This is a genomic window from Aeromicrobium sp. 9AM (assembly GCF_902506105.1).
Classification (GTDB): Bacteria; Actinomycetota; Actinomycetes; order Propionibacteriales; family Nocardioidaceae; genus Aeromicrobium.
In genome coordinates this window covers 541,511-562,480 of the sequence record NZ_LR733303.1, presented here as the reverse complement: position 1 = coordinate 562,480, position 20,970 = coordinate 541,511, and the positions used below count along the sequence as shown (strand labels likewise).

The following is a 20,970-nucleotide window of genomic DNA, read 5'->3' as shown; positions in this document are numbered from 1 at the left end:
GCGGCCAACCGGCCGCGGCGCTGTCGTTCACCCTCCGTAGGGGCGAGTGATGATCTCCAGGTTGTGGCCGTTGGGGTCGGACCAGTAGACCCCGCGGCCGCCGTCGTTGTGGTTGATCTCGTTCGGCTGGCCGTGGAACGGATCGGCCCAGTAGGACAGCCCGCGATCCTTGATGCGAGCCAGGACCTCGTCGAACTCCTCGTCGGTCACCAGGAAGGCGTAGTGCTGCGGGTGCACCGACCCTTGGGCGTCGATGAAGTCGAGCGAGACCTCGTTACCCGTCTGCAGGACGAGGAACGGCCCGTATGCCTGAGGGTCGGGCAGTCCGAGGATCTCCGCGAAGAACGTCGCGGCCTCTCGCTTGTCCCGGGACTCCACGATCGTGTGGTTGAGCTGAACTGTCATGACGCTGCTCCTTCTTTCTTGATTGTCGGGCGGATCAGTCGGCGTCGCCAGAGGTCCGGCGTGCGCGGGGCAGGAGCGCCGCCGGCACGATCGCCATTGCGGCAAGGGCGAGGGGCCACCAGAACGTGCTGCCGAAGGCATCCGCAGCCGCCTCGACGACGTCCGCTCCACCGGTCCGTGCCTGGCTGAGCTGGTGCTGCAGCACGGCCGCGAAGATCGCCGTGCCGATCGCGCCACCGATCCGCTGGGTCACGTTGAGCGTGGCGGTTGCTCCGGGCATGGCGGCCCGGTCGACCGTGGCGTACGCCGACGCCATCACGGGCGCCATGACGCAGCCCGTGCCGATGCCGATCACGAGCAGGGCCGCGGACATCACGACATAGCTCGTGCCAGCGGTCGACGCGGTGTAGACGGCCAGGCCCGCCACCATGAGCGGCAGCCCGGTCAGCACCGCGACCCGCCCCTTGCCCTGGTCGGCGAGCCGGCCAATGACGGCCATCGCCAGAGCCGCACCGACGCCTTGCGGCACCAGCAGCAAGCCCGTCGCGCTGGCCGACTCGCCCCGGACGACCTGGTAGTAGAGCGGCAGCAGGAGCATCGAGCCGATCAGCACGGCACCGAGCAACACCTGGATCGTGACCGCGAGAGCGAAGGTCCGATGGGCGAACAGCCGCAGGTCGAGCAACGGCTTGTCGGCCCGCAGCGCATGTCGTGCGAAGGTCGCGATCAGCGCGGCGCCCGCTCCGACGGCCCCCAGGCCCTGACCTCGTCGAGTCCGCCGCGCTCCGCGAGCACCGACAATCCGTACACGAACGCCACGACGCAGGGGGTCAGCACCGAGAGCCCGAAGACGTCAAGCCGCTCCGCACGCATGCTGGGCTTGCGCTCGATGACTCGGTACGACAGCCACAGCGCGGCGAGGCCGAGCGGGATGTTCAGGACGAACATCCACCGCCATGACACGTTGGAGACCACGAGACCACCCACGACCGGTCCGAGCACCGGCCCGAGCATCATCGGGATGCCGACGATGCTCATCGCCCGCCCCATCCGCTGGGGGCCGGCGGCCTGCGCGACCAGCGTCATGCCGACCGGCATGACCATGCCGCCGCCGAGGCCCTGCAGGACGCGGAACGCGATGAGGCTCTCGGTCGACCATGCCGTCGCGCACAGCGCCGAGGCGCCGATGAAGAGGGCGAGCGAGAAGAGCCACACCTGCTTGCCCCCGAACCTCGCCGCGGCCCAGCCGGTCAGCGGGATGACCGCGGCCAGGGCCAGCATGTAGCCCGTCATGACCCACTGGATGGTCGGCAACGGCGAGCCGAAGTCGCGTCCCAGGGTCTCGATCGCGACGCTGACGATCGTGGAGTCGAGCACGGTCATGACGGCACCCAGCACGACCACGGCGGCCACCGCCACCACGTGTCGTTCGAGGGGTCCCGTCTCGGATACATCGGGGGGCATTGGTGCGGTACTGGTCATGAGCTTCTCCTGTCGGCGTTCCGGTCTCGGTCGATATTTAGGGTCACTCTAAGTTTGGTCTCACCCCAATGTCAACTGGTATGCTCGGGTCATGACGATCGAGACCGGGCTGCGGGAGCGCAAGAAGCAGCAGACGAGGCAGCGGATCCAGGACTGCGCGATCGCGCTCTTCGCCGAACGCGGCTTCGACAAGGTGCCGGTCGCCACGATCGCGCGGGCAGCCGACGTCTCCGAAGCCACGGTCTTCAACTACTTCCCCAGCAAGGAAGACCTCGTCTACGACGGCATGGAGGCGTTCGAGAACGCCCTCATCGACACGATCCGCGGCCGCCCCGCAGGCACCACGGTGCTGACCGCGTTCCGCGACTTCGTGCTGCAGCCGCGCGGCGCCCTGGCTGGCAGCGAGCCGGCGGGCATCGAACGGATCGCGACCGTCGCGCGGCTCACCGCCGGCAGCCCCGCCCTGCAGGGGCGTGAACGCCAGACCTTCGACCGCTTCACCCGCGCCCTGGCCGAGCTCGTCGCGGACGAGCGCGGCGTGCGTCCCGACGACCCGGAGGCATGGGTCGCGGCCAACGCCCTCATGGGGGTCAACCGGGCCATGAAGGAGTCCGTGCACCGGCAGGCGCTGGCCGGGCACAACGGCAAGCGCATCGCCAAGGATGTCCTGGCCCTCGGCCGCCGCACGCTCGACCTGCTGGAAGACGGGCTGGGCGCCGGCCGGGTGTAGCCTCGCCGAGCGCGACCGTTCCTCACCGAGCAGCGGAGAAACCTGTGGAACACGCACCGACGGAGCCGGCATGAAACAGCTTGACCTGGGCGTCATCGCCCACACCGCCAAGGAGAACGAGCGGCGCCTGCCGATCCACCCCCGCCACCTCGAGCGGCTCACCGAGGCACAGCGTCCGCACGTGTTCCTCGAGGAGGGCTACGGCGAGAACTTCAGCTGGTCCGACGACGAGCTCCGACCGTACGTCGGCGGCATCCTCAGCCGCACCGAGCTGATCCAGCAGTGCGACGTCATCCTGCTGACCAAGCCGCAGCCGTCGGACCTGCTCGAGATGCGTGAAGGACAGACCCTGTGGGGCTGGCCGCACTGCGTGCAGGACCGCGCGCTCACGCAGGCGGCGATCGACCGCAAGCTGACCCTCATCGCGTGGGAGGTCATGAACCACTGGAGCAAGGACGGCACCTTCCAGCTGCACGTCTTCCACAAGAACAACGAGCTCGCCGGCTACTGCTCCGTGCTGCAGGCCATGGAGATCGGCGGGCTGACCGGCACGTACGGCCGACAGCTCAGCGCCGCCGTGATCGGTTTCGGGGCCACCGCTCGCGGCGCCGTGACGGCGCTCAGCTCTCATGGCATCCATGACGTCGACGTCTTCACGCAGCGGGGAGTTCCCCAGGTCAGCGCACCGATCCACTCGGCCCGCATCGTGCACTTCGACCCGGCGGCGTCCCCGGCGGAGAGTCGAGCCAGCATCGATGGCGACTGGGTGCCGATGCCGGCCCTGCTCGCCGAGCACGACGTCATCGTCAACTGCGTTCTCCAGGACCCCAACTCCCCCATGACGTTCCTGACGAACGACGACCTGCCGAAGCTGGCCCCAGGCACGATCGTCGTCGACGTCTCGTGCGACGAGGGCATGGGCTTCGAGTGGGCGAAGCCGACCAGCTTCGAGGATCCCGCCTTCACGGTGGGCAACGGCGTGATCTACTACGCGGTCGATCACAGTCCGTCCTACCTCTGGGACTCCGCGACCTGGGAGATCAGCGAGGCCCTGCTCCCGTATGTGCCTGAGGTGCTGGCCGGTCCCGAGGCCTGGGACGCCGACGAGACGTTGCGCCGGGCCATCGAGATCCGCGACGGTGTCATCCAGAACCCCGACATCCTGGCGTTCCAGAACCGCTCCCCCGAATACCCACACCTCACCTGATCCCGCATGCTGGAGGGCATGGACCGCATCACCACGCCCTTCGACATCGCCTCCACAGCCGCTGACGTCGTCGCCGGCATCGATCTGCACGGCAAGCGCGCGATCGTGACCGGTGGCGCCTCCGGCATCGGCGTCGAGACCGCGCGAGCGCTGGCCGGCGCCGGGGCGGAGGTGACCCTGGCCGTGCGCGACCTGGACGCCGGCGACCGGGTGGCGCGGGACATCCAGGAGACGACGCAGGGCGGCACGGTCGACGTACGCCGCCTCGAGCTCACCGACCTCGCCGGCGTCGACTCCTTCGTGGCCGACTGGACGGGTCCACTCGACATCCTCGTCAACAACGCCGGCGTCATGGCCACCCCCGAGACGTACACCGCACAAGGTTGGGAGCTGCAGTTCGCGACCAACCACCTGGGCCACTTCAAGCTCGCGCACGGGCTCCGCGGTGCGCTCGCCGCCGCCCACCACGCGCGCATCGTCTCGGTCAGCTCCAGCGCGCACTTCCGCTCACCGGTGATCTTCGACGACCTGTTCTTCCGGTTCATGCCGTACGACCCGTGGGCCGCGTACGGCCAGTCCAAGACCGCCAACGTCCTGTTCGCGGTCGAGGCCACGAGGCGCTGGGCCGCCGACGGCATCACCGCCAACTCCTTGATGCCGGGCGCCATCGCGACCAACCTCCAGCGCCACACCGGAGGCGCACAGACCCCGCCGGACAAGCGCAAGACGACCGAGCAGGGGGCTTCGACCTCGGTCCTGCTGGCGACGAGCCCGCTGCTCGAGGGCGTCGGCGGCCGCTACTTCGTCAACAACCAGGAGGCGGTCGTCGTCGACCGTCCGACCAACGACATGACCGGGGTCGCGCCGTATGCCCTGGACCCGGCCAATGCCGAGCGGCTCTGGGACGTGTCCCTCGAGCTGCTCGGCATCTGAGCCGGTACGACTCAGCTGGCAGCTGGACCGTAGACGAGGTGCAGGACACCCGTCGCGAACGTCGTGGCGGACTGGAGCTCCAGCGGCACCTTGGCGCCGTCGGCGAACAGCTTCTTGCCGCCACCGACGACGACGGGATGCACCAGCAGGTGCAGCTCGTCGACCAGGCCCTGCTCCAGCATCCAGCGCACCAAGGTGGCGCTGCCGGTCGTCCCGAGCCGGGTCTCCTGCTTGAGCGCGGTCAGCTCGGCCACGACGTCACCGCTGATGATCGACGAGTTCTCCCACGTCGCCTCGGTCAGCGTGTCCGACACGACGTACTTGCGGGCGCCGTTCATCTGCGCCGTGAACGGGTCCTGCGGGTCGGCGGCCGGCCAGTACGCCGCCATCTCCTCGTACGTCTGCCGGCCGAACAAGGTCGCGTCGGCGTTGCCCATGAGCGCGCCGACCGCCGCGCCCATCTCGTCGTCGAAGTAGTCGAAGTGCCAGGTCTCGGGCGCCTCGATGACGCCGTCGAGCGAGATGAAGAGGCTTGCGGTGATGGATCCCATGATCGTCTCCCGGGTTGTCGTGGACGCCGACTGTCGGCGCCTTCACCCATGCGTCGAACGGACGCGGGGCGATTCGACAACCCGGGACGATCTTTTTTCAGCCGGCCGCCGGACCGTTGGTGTGCTGGCCCAGGAGGTCCGGACCGATGATGTCCATCTCGACGGCCTTCTTGCCGGCGTAGCAGGTCCAGTGCAGCCCGGCCGAGTCCTGGCCGATGCAGCCGCCGGCGATGTTGTCGTCGGCGTCGTTGAACGTCTCCTTGGCCCCCTTGTAGTCCGGGAGGATCTCCTTGCTGGGCGCCTTGGCGAGCGTGCAGTCGAACTCGACGTCGCTCTTCTTGGTGCACGTCGGGTCGGTGTCGATGAAGATGACGCTGCTGCCCGGCATGCCCTGCTCGACGGTGTCGGACGACAGCAGGCTGACCGCCGCCGCTGCCCCGCCGCCGATCACGACGACACCCGTCGTGACGAACGCGGCGATCGTCGTGCGGGAGCGGTGCTTGCGGCGGCGACGCACCACGATGGATCCGGCGATCTGGGCGGCGACGGCTCGTTCGAGGTCGTCGCCGATGCGGGTGAGCTCGGTGTTGTCGGTCGTGTTCATCAGGATTCCTTGGGGTTCGAGACGGGCTGGAGTGAGGTCCGCATGCGGGCCAGGCCACGAGACACGCGGATGCGGGCCGCGGTCGGCGTGCAGTCGAGCGCCTCGGCGACCTCGTCGTACGGGCGATCGTCGAGGACGCGCAGCTCGACCGCGATGCGCTGGGCATCGGGCAAGCTCGCCAGGGCGGTCTCGAGGTCGGCGTCCATGCCGTCGACCCATGAGGTGTCCGGCGTGACGGACGAGCGACCGTGGGTGATCCGCAGGGCTGCGCTGGCCTCGCTGATCAGCCGGCGCTCGCGAGCCGACCTCAGCAGGACGTTGCGAGCCACGCCGAACAGCCACGGTCCGGCCGAGCCGCCCTTCTGGTCGACGAACCGGTGCCGCGACGTCCACACCTGGGCGAACGTCTCGGCGGTGAGGTCGAGAGCGGCCTCGCGGTCGGACGTACGGCGGAGCAGGAACGCGTGGATGGCCTCGGCGTAGCGGTCGTAGAGCTGGCGGAACGCCTGCGGGTCGTGCCCCGACGACGCGAGGAGCTCGGCGTCGGACTTCACGTGGGGACTTCGATCATGGGTGTGACAACCTCCGGTCGATGTGGACATGACATCACGTACATGCCGCAGCACGGCCCGAATGTTTCACTGCCTCGACACTTTCTGACCTGTTCGCGTGCAACCCCTCGCAGTAGCGTCGGTGGGACACCCGACGGAAGAAGGTTTCACGATGCCCACACGCACAGCTCGCACCGCCTGGGACGGCGGCCTGCAGGACGGCTCCGGACAGGTCGAGCTCACCAGCTCGGGCCTCGGCACGTTCGAGGTCTCGTTCCCCAAGCGCGCGTCGGACGACGGCGGCGGGGTCACGAACCCCGAAGAGCTCGTCGGCGCGGCTCACTCGGCCTGCTACGCCATGTCGCTCGCCGGTCAGCTGAACGCACGAGACGCCACTCCGCAGTCGATGGAGATCACGGCGGAGGTGACCCTCGGCCCTGATCCCGAGGGTGGCTTCAAGCTCACGGGCATCGTCTTGAAGGTACGTGGCGAGGTCGACGGCATCGACGAGGCAGGCTTCCTCGAGGCGGCGCACGCTGCCAAGGTCGGCTGTCCGATCAGCAAGGCGCTGGCCGGAGTCGACATCACCCTCGACGCGGCCCTCGAGACGCCCTAGTCCCTAGGCCCTAGGCCCTAGGCCTTGGGAGCGCTGAGCGCCTTGGAGGTCGAGGTCTTCTCCTCGCCGCCATCGCGGTCAGTGATCTCGAGGCGCGCACGCAGCGGCTTCTCGGGATCGTCCAGGCACCTCAGCGGCACGTTCATGGTGAGCTGCACACCCTTGATCCGCATACCGGCGGTGCACGCGAACTGCTCGTCCTTGCCGTCCTTGACGCGGTAGAACTGCGGGAACACGAAGCCGCCGCGGGAGTCCTGGAACGTCGTCACACGCCACAGCTCCTCCCCGTTGTCCTGGCCCAGCATCAGGTTGACGGTGTCGATCTTCTTGAGGTCGATGTCCGGGAGCTCGGCACCGACGGCGAACACCGTGGACCCGCGCGCGACCGTGGCGGTCTTGATCGTGATCGCCTTCGGCGCGTCGCCGGAGCCCTTGAGCTTGTCCTGCGGCGCCTTCTTCGGAGCTGCCGTGGTCTTGGTCGCCTTGGGCGCCGCCGGGGTGTCGTCGTCGCCGTTGCTGACCAGGAAGATCCCGATGATGATGACCAGCAGGATGGCTCCTGCTGCGGCCGGCACCACGAGCCGGTTGCGTCCTGAGGTCGTCCCAGTACTCATCGATCTCCACCTTCGTCTTGGGTTCTCGCCACGCGAGCCTATTGCACCGCCCGCACGCGTACGCAAAACGTCGGGTTCGTACGAGATGCTGGGCCCGTGAAGCCAACCATCCCGGGACGCCTGCACGCCCAAGGCCTGGTCTCGCCGCGATTCGATTCGGCCGCCGACGTCGTACGTCACCTCGGGTGTGTCCAGTCGCAGCTGCACGACATGGCGCTGTGGGCCGTGGCCCGCCGCACCACCGGACTGACGCTCGCGGACGCGCAGGCCGTGTTCGAGCGCGGCGACTTCCTGCGCACGCACATCCTGCGGCCGACGTGGCACTACGTCGACCCCGCCGACCTGCACTGGCTGATGACCCTCACCGCGCCCCGCATCCGCAGACTCATGAACTCGAGCTGGGCGGCGATGGGTCTCGGCCAGCACCTCATCGACCAAGGCCTGGAGGTCATCCATGCCACGCTCGCCGACGGGGCACCGCACACGAGGGCGGAGCTCGGCGCCGCCCTCGTCGAGGCCGGCCTCCTGGGCGACGGCCGCTTCCTCGTGCACCAGCTCATGAACGCCGAGATCAGCCTGCTCGCGGCCAACGGGCCCATGCGGGGCAAGCAGCACACCTACGTCGCACTGGCACCGACCACGGTCGAGCAGACGTACGACGAGCTGCTCGCAGCCGCCGCCCGCCGCTACGCGCAGGGTCACGGCCCGTTCCGTGACAAGGACCTTGCGTGGTGGACCAGCCTGACGCTGACCGACAGCCGGCGGGCCATCGAGCTCGGAGAGCTTCGGCCGCTCGACGTCGACGGCCAGGCGTACTGGACGCTCGACGGGCCGGTCGACGCCGAGGTGCCGCGGGTCATGCTGCTGTCCAACTTCGACGAGTACATCTCCTACGCGCGCGACCCCGAGGACTATGCCGGATTCGACGGCACGGTCGACGACGTCATGCGCGGCAGCGGGTTGCTCATGATCGAGGGCCGGCTGTGCGCCCGGTGGTCGCGCACCGTCACCGCCAAGGCCGTCACGGTCGTCGTCGACCATCCGCCGCGACTCAGCGGCCCGGTCCGCCGTGCGCTCGATGCCGAAGTGGCGGCATTCGGTGCCTTCGTCGACCGCGAACCGGTGCTCGTGCTGGCCGACTGACCGGCGGTCTGCTCGCGCAAAAGGTGAGATCCACCACGTCGGCGTGTGCCGCGGTGAAGATCACCGGGAATTGCAGTGCGAACCTGCCTGCAGCCGGATGGGGCGCCGCGTTACCCTGTTGAAGGTAGTTTTCGCACGCGCGCCAGCACACAATTCGGAAGAGGCGATCGAGGCTGTGGCCGAGTCCTCACAAGACCATTCAACCCCTGATTTCGGCACCAACCAGTGGCTCGTCGAAGAGATGTACGAGCGGTTCCGGCAGGATCCCGCATCGGTCGACGCCACGTGGGTGACGTTCTTCCAGACCGGCGATGGTGCGGCGCTGGCCAACGGGGCCTCCACCAACGGCACCTCAGCCAACGGCGCGGCCAGCACGACCGCCACGCAGGCACCTGCCGCCAAGGCCGAACCGGCCGAACCGGCCGAGAAGCCCGCCGCCGCTGAGCCGGCCGCCAAGACCGAACCAGCTCCGACCGCGGCCCCCAGTCCGGCACCGACGGCTCCGACGTCGTCGGCTCCCCCGGCACCCAAGACCGAGCCCGCGACCGTGACTCCCGCGCAGAGCCAGATCGCCGCGCCGTCACACGTCGATCCCCCGGCGCCCGTGCCGCCCGTGACCGATGCCCCCAAGGCACCGGCCACGCCCCCGGCGACGCCCAACGCCAAGACTGCCGACGCGCCCAGGACCGGACCCGGCGAGGTCGAGAACGTCGTGCTGCGCGGCGCCGCCGCCCGCACCGTCGCCAACATGGACGCCAGCCTCGCCGTCCCGACCGCGACGAGTGTGCGCTCGGTTCCCGTCAAGCTGCTGTTCGACAACCGCATCGTGATCAACAACCACCTCGCTCGTGCGCGAGGCGGCAAGGTGTCGTTCACGCACCTCATCGGCTGGGCCATCGTCAAGGCGCTCAAGTCCATGCCGGAGATGAACACCGGCTTCGAGGTCGTCAACGGCAAGCCCAACCAGCTCAAGCCCGAGCACATCAACTTCGGCCTCGCGATCGACCTCAAGAAGCCCGACGGCTCGCGCACCCTGCTGGTGCCCTCGATCAAGGCCGCCGAGACGATGGGCTTCGCCGAGTTCTGGGCAGCGTACGAGTCGATGGTCCGCAAGGCGCGCGACGGCAAGCTCGAGGTGCTGGACTTCCAGGGCACCACGGTCAGCCTCACCAACCCCGGCGGCATCGGCACGAACCACTCGATCCCCCGCCTCATGCAGGGCCAGGGCGTCATCATCGGCGTCGGCTCGATGGAGTACCCGCCGGAGTTCCAGGGCGCCAGCGAGCACACGCTCGCGCAGATGGCCATCTCCAAGATGATGACGCTGACCTCGACCTATGACCACCGCGTCATCCAGGGTGCGCAGTCCGGCGAGTTCCTCAAGAAGATCCACGCCCTGCTGCTCGGCGAGGAGAACTTCTACGACGAGATCTTCCGCGCCCTCAAGATCCCCTACGAGCCGATCCGCTGGGCCCAGGACATCGCGGTCAGCCACGACGACGAGGTGCACAAGCAGGCCCGCGTCCTCGAGCTGATCCACGCGTTCCGCGTACGCGGTCACCTGATGGCCGACACCAACCCGCTCGACAACCGGCCGCGCAGCCACGCCGACCTCGACACGGCGTCGCACGGCCTGACGCTGTGGGACCTCGACCGCGAGTTCGCCACCGGGTCGTTCAAGACCGACAAGCGCTTCATGAAGCTGCGCGAGATCCTCGGCATCCTGCGCGACTCCTACGCCCGCACGATCGGCCTGGAGTACATGCACATCCAGGATCCCGACGAGCGCGCCTGGTTCCAGGAGCGCATCGAGCGCCCGCACACCAAGCCGCCCCGCGAGGAGCAGCTGCGGATCCTGCAGAAGCTCAACCAGGCCGAGGCCTTCGAGACGTTCCTGCAGACCAAGTTCGTCGGCCAGAAGCGCTTCAGCCTCGAGGGCGGCGAGACCACGGTCCCCGTGCTCGACGAGATCTGCGAGGCGGCCGCCGCCGACCAGCTCGACGAGGTCTGCATCGGCATGGCGCACCGCGGCCGGCTCAACGTGCTCGTCAACATCGCAGGCAAGCACGCCGGCTCGGTGTTCCGCGAGTTCGAGGGCAACATCGACCCGCGTACGGTCCAGGGCTCCGGTGACGTCAAGTACCACCTCGGCGTCGAGGGTGAGTTCACCTCCGGCAACGGCGACAAGATCAAGGTCTCGGTCGCGGCCAACCCGTCGCACCTCGAGGTCGTCGACCCCGTGCTCGAGGGCATCGCCCGCGCCAAGCAGGACCGGCTCAACCGTGGTGCCGAGTACCCCGTCCTCCCCGTGCTCGTGCACGGCGACGCCGCTTTCGCCGGGCAGGGCGTGGTCGCCGAGACGCTCAACCTCTCGCAGCTGCGCGGCTACCGCACGGGCGGCACGATCCACCTGATCGTCAACAACCAGGTGGGCTTCACGACGGCACCGTCGTCGTCGCGCTCCTCGACGTACTGCACCGACGTCGCCCGGATGATCCAGGCGCCGGTCTTCCACGTCAACGGCGACGATCCCGAGGCCTGCATCCGCGTGGCGCACCTGGCCTACGAGTACCGCCGGACGTTCCACAAGGACATCGTCATCGACCTGGTCTGCTACCGCCGCCGCGGTCACAACGAGGGCGACGACCCCAGCTTCACCCAGCCACTGATGTACGACACGATCAACGCCAAGAAGTCGGTGCGCAAGCTCTACACCGAGGCGCTGGTCGGTCGTGGCGACATCACGCTGGAGGAGGCCGAGGCCGCACTCAGCGACTACCAGGCGCAGCTCGAGCGCAACTTCGCCGAGGTCAAGGAGAGCACGACCGACCCCGGCTACATGCGTACGCCTGACTACCCCGACAAGCCCGAGCACGCCGGCGAGCTGTTGACGGCGATCACGCCCGAGACCATGAAGGCGATCGCGGACTCCTACACCAATGTGCCCGAGGGCTTCACGGTCCACCCCAAGGTGCTGCCGCAGCTGCAGCGCCGGGCGCAGTCGATCAGCGCAGGCCCGATCGACTGGGGCACCGGAGAGATCCTGGCGCTCGGCTCGTTGCTGCTCGACGGCCGGCCCGTACGCCTCGCCGGTCAGGACTCGCGACGCGGCACGTTCTCCTCGCGGTTCGCGACGATCATCGACCGCACCAACGCCAACGAGTGGACGCCGCTGTCCAACGTCGGCGACGACCAGGCCACGTTCTACATCTACGACTCCCTGCTGAGCGAGTACGCCGCGCTGGGCTTCGAGTACGGCTACTCCGTCGCCCGTCCCGAGGCGCTCACGATCTGGGAGGCGCAGTTCGGCGACTTCGTCAACGGCGCCCAGTCGGTCATCGACGAGTACATCTCGGCCGGTGAGAGCAAGTGGGGCCAGAAGTCCGGCGTCGTGCTGCTCCTGCCGCACGGCCACGAGGGCCAGGGGCCCGACCACACGTCGGCTCGCATCGAGCGGTTCCTCGAGCTGTGCGCCAACGACGCCATGACGCTCGCGCAGCCCTCGACCCCCGCGTCGTACTTCCACCTGCTGCGCCGGCAGAACCTGCAGACGCAGCACCGCCCGCTGATCGTCTTCACGCCGAAGTCGATGCTGCGGAGCAAGGCCGCGGCCTCGCAGCCCGACGACTTCACGTCGGGCAAGTTCCGCCCGGTCATCGGCGACGACTCGGTCGACGCGTCCAAGGTCGAGCGCGTGCTGGTCTGCTCGGGCAAGATCGCCTGGGACCTGTTCGCCGAGCGCGAGAAGCGCGAGTCGGGCCAGTCCCGCACCGCGATCGTGCGCCTCGAGCAGCTCTACCCGCGTCCCACGTCGGAGCTCAACGCGGCGGTCGGCCAGTTCGTCAACGCCCGCGAGGTGCGCTGGGTGCAGGACGAGCCGGCCAACCAGGGTCCGTGGCCGCACGTCGCGCTGCACTTCAGCGGCGAGTTCGACGGTCTCCCGCTGCTCCGGGTCTCGCGCCCGGAGTCGTCGGCGCCGTCGGTCGGTTCGCACAACCGGCACGTCGAGGAGCAGGCCACGCTGATGCAGCAGGCCTTCAGCTGATCGATGTACTTCACGGACCGCGGGATCGAGGAGCTCCAGAGCCGGCGAGGTGACGAAGAGGTCACCTTCGCCTGGCTCTCCGAGCGCCTCGTCGAGTTCGTCGACCTCAACCCCGAGTTCGAGATCCCGGTCGAGCGCCTGGCCACCTGGTTGGCGCGGCTCGACGACGAGGACGAATAAGGTCTGCGACCAAGATGTGGCGGCACATCAACCATTCCAATGGCCTTGCGGCTGCAGAACGGTTGATGCGCCGCCGAATCTCGGTGACTAGAGCGTCAGGACGATCTTGCCGAAGACGTCGCCGTCGATGACCGAGGCGAGGCCGTCGGCGGCATCGGCCATCGGGATCTCCCGGTCGATCAGCGGGCGGGTGCCGGTGACGTCCATGAACTGCGCGAGCCGGTGCAGCTCGTCGCGCGTGCCCATCGTCGAGCCGTGCACGCGCATCTGCTGGAAGAAGATCCGGGTCAGCTCGGCGTGTGACGGGGCGTCGCCCGACGTAGCGCCCGCGATGACGATCGTGCCGCCCGGGCGCATCGACTTGACCGAGTGCGACCAGGTCGCCGCTCCCACGGTCTCGATGACTGCGTCGACCTTGCTCGGCAGCCGCGCACCGGACTCGAACGCCTCGTGGGCGCCGATCTCGAGTGCCTTGTCGCGCTTGTCCTCGTCGCGGCTCGTCGCGTAGACACGGAAGCCCGCGGCCCGCGCCAGCGTGATCGCGGCCGTGGCGACACCACCACCGGCACCCTGCACCAGCACGGTGTCGCCCTGCTGCAGGCCCGACTGGGTGAAGAGCATGCGGTACGCCGTCAGCCACGCGGTCGGCAGGCAGGCAGCCTCGGCGAACGACAGGCCGGCCGGCTTCGGGACGACGTTGCGGGTCGGCACCGCGACCTTCTCGGCGAACGTGCCCTGGTGGCGCTCGGAGAGCAACGACCGCTTGGGGTCGAGCGTCTCGTCACCGCGCCACGACGGGTCGCTGATGACGGCGTGCACGAGCACCTCGTTGCCGTCCTCGTCGAGCCCCGCGGCGTCGCAGCCGAGGATCATCGGCAGCGACTCCTCGCGCAGGCCCACACCACGCAGGCTCCACACGTCGTGGTGGTTGATCGATGCTGCCTTGACCGTCACGGTCGTCCAGCCGTCCGGCACCTCCGGGTCGGGGCGCTCGCCCACGACGAGCCCGCTCAGCGGGTCCTTGGGATCGATCGTGCCTGCGTAGACGGCGAACATGCGGCTCCTGTGGTTGATCAGTACGGGCGACGGGCCAGGCCCTCACGCCGCGCGGTGTCCGTGACGGCCCGCGCCACGGCCGAGGCTACCCGCGGATCGAACGGTGACGGGATGACGTACGTCTCACTGAGGTCGTCGCCCACGAGGTCGGCGATCGCATTGGCGGCCGCGAGCTTCATGCCCTCGGAGATCCGCGTGGCCCGCACGTCGAGCGCGCCACGGAAGATGCCGGGGAACACGAGCACGTTGTTGATCTGGTTGGGGAAGTCCGATCGGCCGGTCGCCACGATCCGCGCGTACTTGTGCGCGATGTCGGGGTGCACCTCGGGGTGGGGGTTGGCCATCGCGAACACGATCGAGTCGGGCGCCATCGAGGCGACTGCGGCCTCGGGGACCGTGCCGCCCGAGACTCCGACGAAGACATCGGCCCCGTCGAGGGCGTCGGCGATCGTCCCGGGCTTGGCCCAGGGCGCGGTGGCCTCGGCGATGCCGGCCTTGACCACGTCGAGACCCTCCCGGCCCGGGTGGATGACCCCGGAGCGGTCGACGACGGCGATCTTCCGCACGCCGGCCGACTGCAGCATCTTCATGATCGCGACCCCGGCTGCGCCGGCACCCGAGATGACGACCTTGAGATCGTCGAGCTCACGGTCGGTCACCCGTGCGGCGTTGATCAGGGCCGCCAGCGTCACGACCGCCGTGCCGTGCTGGTCGTCGTGGAACACCGGGATCTCGAGGCGCTCGATCAGCTGACGCTCGATCTCGAAGCACCGTGGGCTCGAGATGTCCTCGAGGTTGATGCCACCGAACGTCGGGGCGAGGCGCACGATCGTCTCGACGATCTCGTCGACGTCGGTCGTGTCGAGCGCGACCGGGATCGCGTCGACGCCACCGAACTGCTTGAAGAGCACGGCCTTGCCCTCCATCACGGGCATCGAGGCGGCCGGGCCGATGTCGCCGAGGCCGAGCACCGCGGTGCCGTCCGTGACGACCGCGACGGTGTTGGAGACCCAGGTGTAGTCGTGGGCCAGCGCCGGGTCGGCTGCAATCGCCTCGCAGACCCGGGCGACGCCGGGCGTGTAGGACATCGCGAGGTCCTGGGCGTTGCGCAGCGGGACCGTCGCGGCGATCGCCATCTTGCCGCCGCGGTGCAGCGCGAAGATCGGGTCGTCGGGGTCTGGAGTGTCGGCGTGCACGTCGATGTCAGTCGCAACCATGGTGGCTATCCCTCGGGGCCGTTCCGTACGTTCTCATCGGGACCGATCAGGTCGCCGGCGCGGCAAGTATGCCGCTCGTTGCTCCCCGCCGAAGCAGGGTCACACGGGTTGTGCCCGGCTGTCAGTCTCTCATACGTGCTGGTCAGCACCGAGCGCGCGGTTGACCGGGGGTGCCAGCAGACAGGCCAACGCGACCGCTGCCGAGGCGCCCACCAGGACGGGGATCCACACCGGTATGTCGGCGAGGTTGAAGGCGATGATGAGCTGGATGACCTGGGTCACCACGAGCGGGCTGCGCGCCCAGTGGTCGCCGAGGTTGACCCGCCACGCGGCCCAGGCCTGGAACCCGCCGTAGATCGCCAGGATCACCGACACCCCGATGCCCGTGCCGACGCTGTCGCCGTCGAGGTCCGCGATGCCGATGACGGCCAGGACGAGGCAGGTGATGGCCTCCGCGACCACGATCACGGCCGCCACGAGTAGCAGGATTCGGGCCGTGCCGGACGGCTTGGCGTTAGCGCTCACGGCATCAGCGTAGGGAGCGTGTGACGGATCCGACAATTCGCGCACGTCGTGGCCCTTGTAATGCAGTTGAAATGTTGAAAACATGGAGGTCAAAGCCTTGGTACCGGGTCAAACAGGCCTGCCCAGGGCGCAACACCGAACGGGAAGGAGTGTCCACATGGATTGGCGTCACAAGTCTGCATGCCTCGATGAGGACCCTGAGCTCTTCTTCCCCATCGGCAACACGGGTCCCGCCATCTTGCAGATCGAAGAGGCCAAGGTCGTATGCCGCCGCTGTGATGTCCGCGAGCAGTGCCTCCAGTGGGCACTCGAGTCCGGACAGGACCACGGTGTGTGGGGAGGCTTGAGCGAAGACGAACGTCGTACGCTGAAGCGCCGCAATGCTCGGGCACGTATTCGTACTGCCTGACGTACGCACGTATCGGTGAACCCCGTGGCCTCGGCCGCGGGGTTCTTTGTATCTAGACGTTGAGCGAGATGGCGACCGTCGTGCCGCCACCGAAGCGCGGCTCGAACGCCAGCGACCCGTGCAGCTCGCCCTCGACCAAGGTCGTCACGATCGACAGCCCGAGGCTGCCCGCGGGGTCGAAGTCCGCCGGGAGGCCGGAGCCGTCGTCGCTGACCCGCAGGCGTACGCGGTCGCGGATGCGGTTGACCGCCAGCGTCAGCGTGCCACCCTGCTCGCCGAACGCGTGCGCCGAGGCGTTCTGGATCAGCTCGGTCAGCACCATCGCGAGCGGCGTGGCGACGGCGCCGGGCAGCAGCCCGAACGAGCCGATCCGGTCGGCGCTCACCCGGCCGGCTCCGGAGGCCTCTTCGGCCACGTCGAGCACCGTGCGCAGCAGCCGGTCCGCGATCTCGTCGAAGGCGACGTTGTCGTCGAACGACTGGCTCAGCGTCTCGTGGACGAGGGCGATCGAGCCGACCCGGCGCACGGCGTCGTCGAGGGCCGCTCGCGCCTCGGGCAGCTCCATCCGCCGGCCCTGCAGTCGCAGCAGGGCGGCGACGGTCTGCAGGTTGTTCTTGACCCGGTGGTGGATCTCGCGGATCGTCGCCTCTTTGGACACCAGCTCACGCTCGCGGAGCCGCAGCTCGGTGACGTCGCGCAGCAGGATCAGCGCACCGCTGCGGTGGCCGCCTGCGCGCAGCGGGATGACGCGCAGCAGCAGCGAGGCGGCGGCGTTCTCGACCTCCGCCTCGGTGCTGGCATCACCGGTCAGGATGCCGCGAGGGCCACGATCGGTCGGCCGGCGGTCGACGAGCCCGGTCGTGACGTGCCCGAGCTGCGTGCCGACGAGGTCGCCGACGAGGCCCAGGCGCCGGTAGGCCGACATCGCGTTGGGACTGGCGTAGCGGACGGTGCCGGCGGCATTCGTACGCACGAAGCCGTCACCGACCCGCAGCGAGTCGGCGACCTCGGAGCGGCTGCCCGGCAACGGGAACTCGCCCCGACGGATCATCTCGGTGAGCTCCCCGGCGGCCTCGAAGTAGGAGGCCTCGAGCGTGCTGGCCGTACGCAACGCGGACTCGGCGCTGCGGCGGGAGATCACGGCGAGCGTGCGGCCCCCATGCGTGACCGGGATGACCTCCACGCGAATGCGACGACCGTCGGACAGCTCCTCGACCCGCTCGGCCACGACCTCACCCGTGCTGAGTGCGGCCTCGAGCTCGTCGATGCGTCCTGACGGCATGAAGGTGCCGGCCACGTCCTCGAAGAGGGTCGTAGGTCCCGTGGTCGGCCGGATCTGCGCTCCTGCCCACATGCCCTTGGCCTCGGCGTCGGGCACCCACAGGACGAGGTCCGAGAACGACAGGTCGGCGATGATCTGCCAGTCCGTCACCAGGGCATGGAGCCACGCGACGTCGTCAGGGCTGAGCGACGTCTGGAAGCGCGCGATGTCATCCAGCGAGGGCACCCCGTCAGGGTAGTGGGAGAAACGTGACACGATGAGTGAGTGTCTGAGGCGTACTGGCAAACCGTGATGCAGGACGGGATGAACGTGCCCGCCGACCGCAGCCTCGACGAGAGCACCGTCGAGCTGGTCGAGATGCTGGGACATTCCAACCCGCGCTGGCGCGAGGACCTCGCCTACCCGTTGCTGACCACGTGGATCACCCGCGGCGTCTATGACGAGCTGCTGTCCGGCCTGGGCGACGGCATCGCCCCCGGGCTGCGCTACGGCCTCGGCCACGACGGTGACGTCTCGGTCATGCGCCGGTCCTACAGCGCGCTGATGCTCGCCGAGATCATCGGCCGCGACAACAACGAGCACCTCATGTCGGCCTCGTCCGTCCTCGACTGGGGCGACCGGGCGACCGCCTGGTACGTCCGCGAGCAGGATCACCGCGGCTGGATTCCCGAGCAGGGCTGGGCCAACTCGATCGCCCACGGCGCCGACCTCCTCGCCGCCCTGGCGCGGTCGCGGCACTTCGGCCGGCTCGAGCTGACGGTCCTGCTCGACGTCATCGCCGACCGCGTGCTGACGCCCACGGCATACATCTGGCGCCACGGCGAGGACGACCGTCTGGCGTACGCCGTCATGACGCTCCTGCACCGCAACGAGCTCGACCCGAGCATCGTCGAGCCCTGGCTCGCCCGGCTCGGCGCCGGCATCAAGCCACCCCGCACCCGCGGCCACCTTGAAGCCGAGTGGCCCTCGCCCAGCGTCCGCAACACGTCGTCGTTCCTGCGCGCCCTCCACCTGCAGCTCGCGCTCGGCGTGCAGGGCCGCGACGACCTGCGCGCCGACGCCGAGTTGTTCGCCGAGCAGCCCGCGCACCGGGCCGACCTGCTGCTGGCGGTGCTCGACCAGATCCGGGCCGAGAGCCCGTGGCTCTACCGGCCGACCACCAGGGCCAAGCCGCTCGCCTGAGGCTCCAGTAACCTGCGTCACATGAGTTCTGAGCCCCGAGAAGGTCACGGCGGAGTCCACGCCGTCGACGTGGCCCGCGCACACGGTGTCGAGACGATGTTCACGCTCTCCGGCGCCCACGTGTTCCCGATGTACGACGCGGCGGTCAAGGCCGAGCCGGCGATGCCGATCATCGACGTACGCCACGAGCCCACGGCCGTGTTCGCCGCCGAGGCGATCGGCAAGCTGACACGTACGCCCGGCCTCGCCGTGCTGACTGCGGGTCCTGGCGTGACCAACGGCGTGAGCCCCATCGCGCAGGCCAGCTTCGCCGGCTCGCCGCTCGTCGTCGTCGGCGGCCGGGCGCCCAACAACCGCTGGGGATCGGGCAGCCTGCAGGAGCTGGACCAGCCGCCCATCGTCGACACGATCTCGAAGTCCGCCACGACGGCGCACAAGGTCGACGACATCGCCCCGGCGATGGACGAGGCGTTCACGCTCGCCGGATCGTCCCACCGCGGCCCGACGTTCGTCGACGTGCCGATGGACGAGTTCTTCAACAGCACGACCGTGACCACGCCGCCTCAGGGCAACACGACGGCTCCGATCGAGCCCGATCCGGACTCGCTGGCGAAGATCGCCGAGCTGATCCGCGCCGCCTCGCGTCCGGTGCTGGTCCTCGGCACCGATGTCTGGGCCGACCACGCCGAGGACGCCGCACTGCACTTCGTCGAGGAGACCGGCATCCCGGTGATCTCCAACGGCATGGGCCGCGGCATCGTGCCCGGCGGCCACCCACAGCTCGTCACCAAGGCACGCTCGACGTCGTTCAACCAGGCCGACCTCGTGATCGTCGTCGGCACGCCGCTCGACTTCCGCCTCGGCTACGGCATCTTCGGCGGTAAGGACGGCGCGACCCCGGCCCGCACGGTCCACGTCGCCGACTCCCCCGGACAGGTGTCGACGCACGCCGAGCTGGCTGCGTCGGCCAGCGGCGACCTGACACTGTTCTTCACCGGCCTGCTCGACACGTTGACGTCCCCGTCGCAGCACGGCCGGCGCCCCGACTGGTCATCGTGGATCGGCGCGCTGCAGGCCGAGGTCGCCGCCGCGACCCAGCGCGACAGCGAGCTGCTCACCGCCGAGGCCGACCCGATCCATCCCGCCCGCATCTATGGCGAGCTGCTCCCCCGGTTGGCCGACGACGCCGTGGTGATCGGCGACGGTGGCGACTTCGTGTCGTTCGCCGGCAAGTTCGTCGAGCCGAAGCGCCCCGGCGGCTGGCTCGACCCCGGACCGTACGGCTGCCTCGGCGCCGGCATGGGCGCTGCGATGGCTGCCCGCATCGCGCGGCCGTCCAGCCAGGTCGTGCTGCTGTACGGCGACGGCGCGGCCGGCATGTCGCTGATGGACGTCGACAGCCTCGTACGCCACAACCTCCCCGTCGTGATGGTCGTGGGCAACAACTCCGCGTGGGGCCTCGAGAAGGGGCCGATGCAGTGGCTCTACGGCTACGACGTCGCGGCCGACCTCGCGCCGCAGACCCGCTACGACCAGGTCGTGACGGCACTGGGCGGTGGCGGCGAGATGGTGACCGACCCCAAGGAGATCGGGCCGGCGCTCGACCGCGCATTCGCGTCCGGCATCCCCTATCTCGTCAACGTCATGACGGACGTCAACGCGGCATACCCGCGCAACACGACCGGCATCTGACGTGGTCGTCATCCGTCCGGCTCTGGAGGCGGAGTACGAGGCCGTCGGCGCGCTGAGCGTCGCGGGATATGACGCCGACGGCTACCTCACCTATCCCGACGGGACGTTCGACGACGCCTACGCCGGCTGGCTCGCCGACGCCGCCGCGCGCGCCGGCAAGAGCACGCTGCTGGTGGCGATCGACGACGACGAGCTGGTCGGCACGGTCACCTGGTGTCCGTACGGCTCGGGTGACGCACAACTGGCCAAGGAGCCGCACCAGGGCGAGTTCCGCACGCTCTCCATCGCGCCTGAGGCGCGCGGGCGCGGCATCGGCCGGGCCCTGGTCGAACGCTGTCTCGAGCTCGCGCGCGAGGCCGGACTGACCGAGGTGCTGCTGTTCTCGCTGCTGGAGATGGTGCCCGCCCACCGCTTGTATGCCCGGCTGGGGTTCGTCCGCCGCCCCGAGCTCGACTGGTCACCCGAGCCCGACGTCCACCTCTGGGCGTTCTCGCTGTCGATGTGACGCGACCTCGGTGACCTCGCCCCCGTCGGTGAGGTTAGCCT

The 20,970-nt window shown here is 69.1% G+C and carries 22 protein-coding genes; 11 read left to right on the top strand and 11 right to left on the bottom strand.

What is annotated here, in order from left to right:
- Nucleotides 1–27: 27 nt before the first annotated feature.
- Genes BOSE46_RS02860 through BOSE46_RS02850 form a run of 3 tightly spaced genes read right to left on the bottom strand, consistent with a single transcriptional unit; the run spans nucleotide 28 to nucleotide 1,818 of the window.
- A complete protein-coding gene (locus BOSE46_RS02860; protein ID WP_159538091.1) occupies nucleotides 28–405 on the bottom strand; it encodes a VOC family protein in 378 nt (125 codons plus the stop codon).
- A gap of 34 nt (nucleotides 406–439) precedes the next feature.
- Nucleotides 440–1,090 (bottom strand): MFS transporter, encoded by a 651-nt coding sequence (locus BOSE46_RS02855; protein ID WP_159538089.1) that lies wholly within the window; start codon nucleotides 1,088–1,090, stop codon nucleotides 440–442.
- Nucleotides 1,091–1,131: 41 nt separating this feature from the next.
- Complete coding sequence (locus BOSE46_RS02850; protein WP_236551598.1) at nucleotides 1,132–1,818, bottom strand: MFS transporter; 687 nt, start codon at nucleotides 1,816–1,818, stop codon at nucleotides 1,132–1,134.
- A gap of 160 nt (nucleotides 1,819–1,978) precedes the next feature.
- Here BOSE46_RS02850 and BOSE46_RS02845 point away from each other — a divergent pair, with 160 nt between their 5' ends.
- The 3 genes from BOSE46_RS02845 to BOSE46_RS02835 all read left to right on the top strand — a co-directional run bounded on the left by BOSE46_RS02845 (nucleotide 1,979) and on the right by BOSE46_RS02835 (nucleotide 4,757).
- Nucleotides 1,979–2,617 (top strand): TetR/AcrR family transcriptional regulator, encoded by a 639-nt coding sequence (locus BOSE46_RS02845; protein WP_159538085.1) that lies wholly within the window; start codon nucleotides 1,979–1,981, stop codon nucleotides 2,615–2,617.
- A 70-nt stretch (nucleotides 2,618–2,687) separates the two neighbouring features.
- Complete coding sequence (locus BOSE46_RS02840) at nucleotides 2,688–3,824, top strand: N(5)-(carboxyethyl)ornithine synthase (protein WP_159538083.1); 1,137 nt, start codon at nucleotides 2,688–2,690, stop codon at nucleotides 3,822–3,824.
- An 18-nt stretch (nucleotides 3,825–3,842) separates the two neighbouring features.
- Nucleotides 3,843–4,757 carry an SDR family NAD(P)-dependent oxidoreductase gene (locus BOSE46_RS02835; protein ID WP_159538081.1) on the top strand — a complete coding sequence of 305 codons (915 nt, stop codon included), beginning with the start codon at nucleotides 3,843–3,845 and terminating at the stop codon, nucleotides 4,755–4,757.
- A gap of 11 nt (nucleotides 4,758–4,768) precedes the next feature.
- Here BOSE46_RS02835 and BOSE46_RS02830 read toward each other — a convergent pair whose 3' ends face one another.
- The 3 genes from BOSE46_RS02830 to BOSE46_RS02820 all read right to left on the bottom strand — a co-directional run bounded on the left by BOSE46_RS02830 (nucleotide 4,769) and on the right by BOSE46_RS02820 (nucleotide 6,466).
- On the bottom strand, nucleotides 4,769–5,308 hold the full coding sequence (locus tag BOSE46_RS02830) for a dihydrofolate reductase family protein (RefSeq protein ID WP_159538079.1): 540 nt from the start codon (nucleotides 5,306–5,308) through the stop codon (nucleotides 4,769–4,771).
- Nucleotides 5,309–5,405: 97 nt separating this feature from the next.
- Entirely contained in the window at nucleotides 5,406–5,912 is a 507-nt protein-coding gene (locus BOSE46_RS02825) for a hypothetical protein (protein WP_201299488.1), read from the bottom strand.
- Complete coding sequence (locus tag BOSE46_RS02820; RefSeq protein WP_159538077.1) at nucleotides 5,912–6,466, bottom strand: RNA polymerase sigma factor; 555 nt, start codon at nucleotides 6,464–6,466, stop codon at nucleotides 5,912–5,914. The genes BOSE46_RS02825 and BOSE46_RS02820 overlap by 1 nt, the downstream gene beginning before the upstream one ends.
- A gap of 169 nt (nucleotides 6,467–6,635) precedes the next feature.
- Here BOSE46_RS02820 and BOSE46_RS02815 point away from each other — a divergent pair, with 169 nt between their 5' ends.
- Nucleotides 6,636–7,079: an OsmC family peroxiredoxin gene (locus tag BOSE46_RS02815; protein ID WP_159538075.1), complete on the top strand. Its 444-nt coding sequence runs from the start codon at nucleotides 6,636–6,638 to the stop codon at nucleotides 7,077–7,079.
- A 17-nt stretch (nucleotides 7,080–7,096) separates the two neighbouring features.
- Here BOSE46_RS02815 and BOSE46_RS02810 read toward each other — a convergent pair whose 3' ends face one another.
- Entirely contained in the window at nucleotides 7,097–7,693 is a 597-nt protein-coding gene (locus BOSE46_RS02810) for a hypothetical protein (RefSeq protein WP_159538073.1), read from the bottom strand.
- Nucleotides 7,694–7,789: 96 nt separating this feature from the next.
- Between BOSE46_RS02810 and BOSE46_RS02805 the strand changes: the two genes are divergently transcribed.
- From BOSE46_RS02805 to BOSE46_RS02795, 3 genes are all read left to right on the top strand, one after another.
- Nucleotides 7,790–8,836, top strand: coding sequence for a DNA glycosylase AlkZ-like family protein (locus tag BOSE46_RS02805; RefSeq protein WP_159538071.1), 1,047 nt, complete (start codon nucleotides 7,790–7,792; stop codon nucleotides 8,834–8,836).
- A 175-nt stretch (nucleotides 8,837–9,011) separates the two neighbouring features.
- Nucleotides 9,012–12,881 carry a multifunctional oxoglutarate decarboxylase/oxoglutarate dehydrogenase thiamine pyrophosphate-binding subunit/dihydrolipoyllysine-residue succinyltransferase subunit gene (locus BOSE46_RS02800; protein WP_236551597.1) on the top strand — a complete coding sequence of 1,290 codons (3,870 nt, stop codon included), beginning with the start codon at nucleotides 9,012–9,014 and terminating at the stop codon, nucleotides 12,879–12,881.
- A 3-nt stretch (nucleotides 12,882–12,884) separates the two neighbouring features.
- The gene (locus BOSE46_RS02795) at nucleotides 12,885–13,061 is read left to right on the top strand and encodes a DUF6104 family protein (protein WP_201299487.1); all 177 of its coding nucleotides are present in this window, start codon (nucleotides 12,885–12,887) and stop codon (nucleotides 13,059–13,061) included.
- 87 nt (nucleotides 13,062–13,148) lie between these two features.
- Here the strand turns inward: BOSE46_RS02795 and BOSE46_RS02790 are convergent, their stop codons facing one another.
- The 3 genes from BOSE46_RS02790 to BOSE46_RS02780 all read right to left on the bottom strand — a co-directional run bounded on the left by BOSE46_RS02790 (nucleotide 13,149) and on the right by BOSE46_RS02780 (nucleotide 15,859).
- Nucleotides 13,149–14,117 (bottom strand): zinc-binding dehydrogenase, encoded by a 969-nt coding sequence (locus tag BOSE46_RS02790; protein WP_159538067.1) that lies wholly within the window; start codon nucleotides 14,115–14,117, stop codon nucleotides 13,149–13,151.
- 17 nt (nucleotides 14,118–14,134) lie between these two features.
- Nucleotides 14,135–15,334, bottom strand: coding sequence for an NADP-dependent malic enzyme (locus tag BOSE46_RS02785; protein ID WP_159538065.1), 1,200 nt, complete (start codon nucleotides 15,332–15,334; stop codon nucleotides 14,135–14,137).
- 129 nt (nucleotides 15,335–15,463) lie between these two features.
- Nucleotides 15,464–15,859, bottom strand: coding sequence for a hypothetical protein (locus BOSE46_RS02780; RefSeq protein ID WP_159538063.1), 396 nt, complete (start codon nucleotides 15,857–15,859; stop codon nucleotides 15,464–15,466).
- Nucleotides 15,860–16,016: 157 nt separating this feature from the next.
- Between BOSE46_RS02780 and BOSE46_RS02775 the strand changes: the two genes are divergently transcribed.
- Complete coding sequence (locus BOSE46_RS02775) at nucleotides 16,017–16,268, top strand: WhiB family transcriptional regulator (protein WP_082530375.1); 252 nt, start codon at nucleotides 16,017–16,019, stop codon at nucleotides 16,266–16,268.
- A gap of 52 nt (nucleotides 16,269–16,320) precedes the next feature.
- On the opposite strand, the gene BOSE46_RS02770 is transcribed toward BOSE46_RS02775, so the two are convergent.
- On the bottom strand, nucleotides 16,321–17,775 hold the full coding sequence (locus tag BOSE46_RS02770; RefSeq protein WP_159538061.1) for a sensor histidine kinase: 1,455 nt from the start codon (nucleotides 17,773–17,775) through the stop codon (nucleotides 16,321–16,323).
- A 39-nt stretch (nucleotides 17,776–17,814) separates the two neighbouring features.
- Between BOSE46_RS02770 and BOSE46_RS02765 the strand changes: the two genes are divergently transcribed.
- From BOSE46_RS02765 to BOSE46_RS02755, 3 genes are read left to right on the top strand one after another with little or no spacing between them, the layout of a single operon-like run.
- On the top strand, nucleotides 17,815–18,732 hold the full coding sequence (locus BOSE46_RS02765; RefSeq protein ID WP_236551596.1) for a DUF2785 domain-containing protein: 918 nt from the start codon (nucleotides 17,815–17,817) through the stop codon (nucleotides 18,730–18,732).
- Nucleotides 18,733–18,753: 21 nt separating this feature from the next.
- On the top strand, nucleotides 18,754–20,424 hold the full coding sequence (locus BOSE46_RS02760) for an acetolactate synthase (protein WP_159538059.1): 1,671 nt from the start codon (nucleotides 18,754–18,756) through the stop codon (nucleotides 20,422–20,424).
- 1 nt (nucleotide 20,425) lies between these two features.
- On the top strand, nucleotides 20,426–20,929 hold the full coding sequence (locus BOSE46_RS02755) for a GNAT family N-acetyltransferase (protein WP_159538057.1): 504 nt from the start codon (nucleotides 20,426–20,428) through the stop codon (nucleotides 20,927–20,929).
- The last annotated feature ends 41 nt before the right edge of the window (nucleotides 20,930–20,970 follow it).

Coding starts and splice junctions, on each gene's coding strand:
- BOSE46_RS02815 (WP_159538075.1), top strand. CDS start 6,636: ATGCCCACACGCACAGCTCGCACCGCCTGGGACGGCGGCCTGCAGGAC.
- BOSE46_RS02785 (WP_159538065.1), bottom strand. CDS start 15,334: ATGGTTGCGACTGACATCGACGTGCACGCCGACACTCCAGACCCCGAC.
- BOSE46_RS02830 (WP_159538079.1), bottom strand. CDS start 5,308: ATGGGATCCATCACCGCAAGCCTCTTCATCTCGCTCGACGGCGTCATC.
- BOSE46_RS02790 (WP_159538067.1), bottom strand. CDS start 14,117: ATGTTCGCCGTCTACGCAGGCACGATCGATCCCAAGGACCCGCTGAGC.
- BOSE46_RS02760 (WP_159538059.1), top strand. CDS start 18,754: ATGAGTTCTGAGCCCCGAGAAGGTCACGGCGGAGTCCACGCCGTCGAC.
- BOSE46_RS02860 (WP_159538091.1), bottom strand. CDS start 405: ATGACAGTTCAGCTCAACCACACGATCGTGGAGTCCCGGGACAAGCGA.
- BOSE46_RS02810 (WP_159538073.1), bottom strand. CDS start 7,693: ATGAGTACTGGGACGACCTCAGGACGCAACCGGCTCGTGGTGCCGGCC.
- BOSE46_RS02775 (WP_082530375.1), top strand. CDS start 16,017: ATGGATTGGCGTCACAAGTCTGCATGCCTCGATGAGGACCCTGAGCTC.
- BOSE46_RS02840 (WP_159538083.1), top strand. CDS start 2,688: ATGAAACAGCTTGACCTGGGCGTCATCGCCCACACCGCCAAGGAGAAC.
- BOSE46_RS02795 (WP_201299487.1), top strand. CDS start 12,885: ATGTACTTCACGGACCGCGGGATCGAGGAGCTCCAGAGCCGGCGAGGT.
- BOSE46_RS02835 (WP_159538081.1), top strand. CDS start 3,843: ATGGACCGCATCACCACGCCCTTCGACATCGCCTCCACAGCCGCTGAC.
- BOSE46_RS02825 (WP_201299488.1), bottom strand. CDS start 5,912: ATGAACACGACCGACAACACCGAGCTCACCCGCATCGGCGACGACCTC.
- BOSE46_RS02845 (WP_159538085.1), top strand. CDS start 1,979: ATGACGATCGAGACCGGGCTGCGGGAGCGCAAGAAGCAGCAGACGAGG.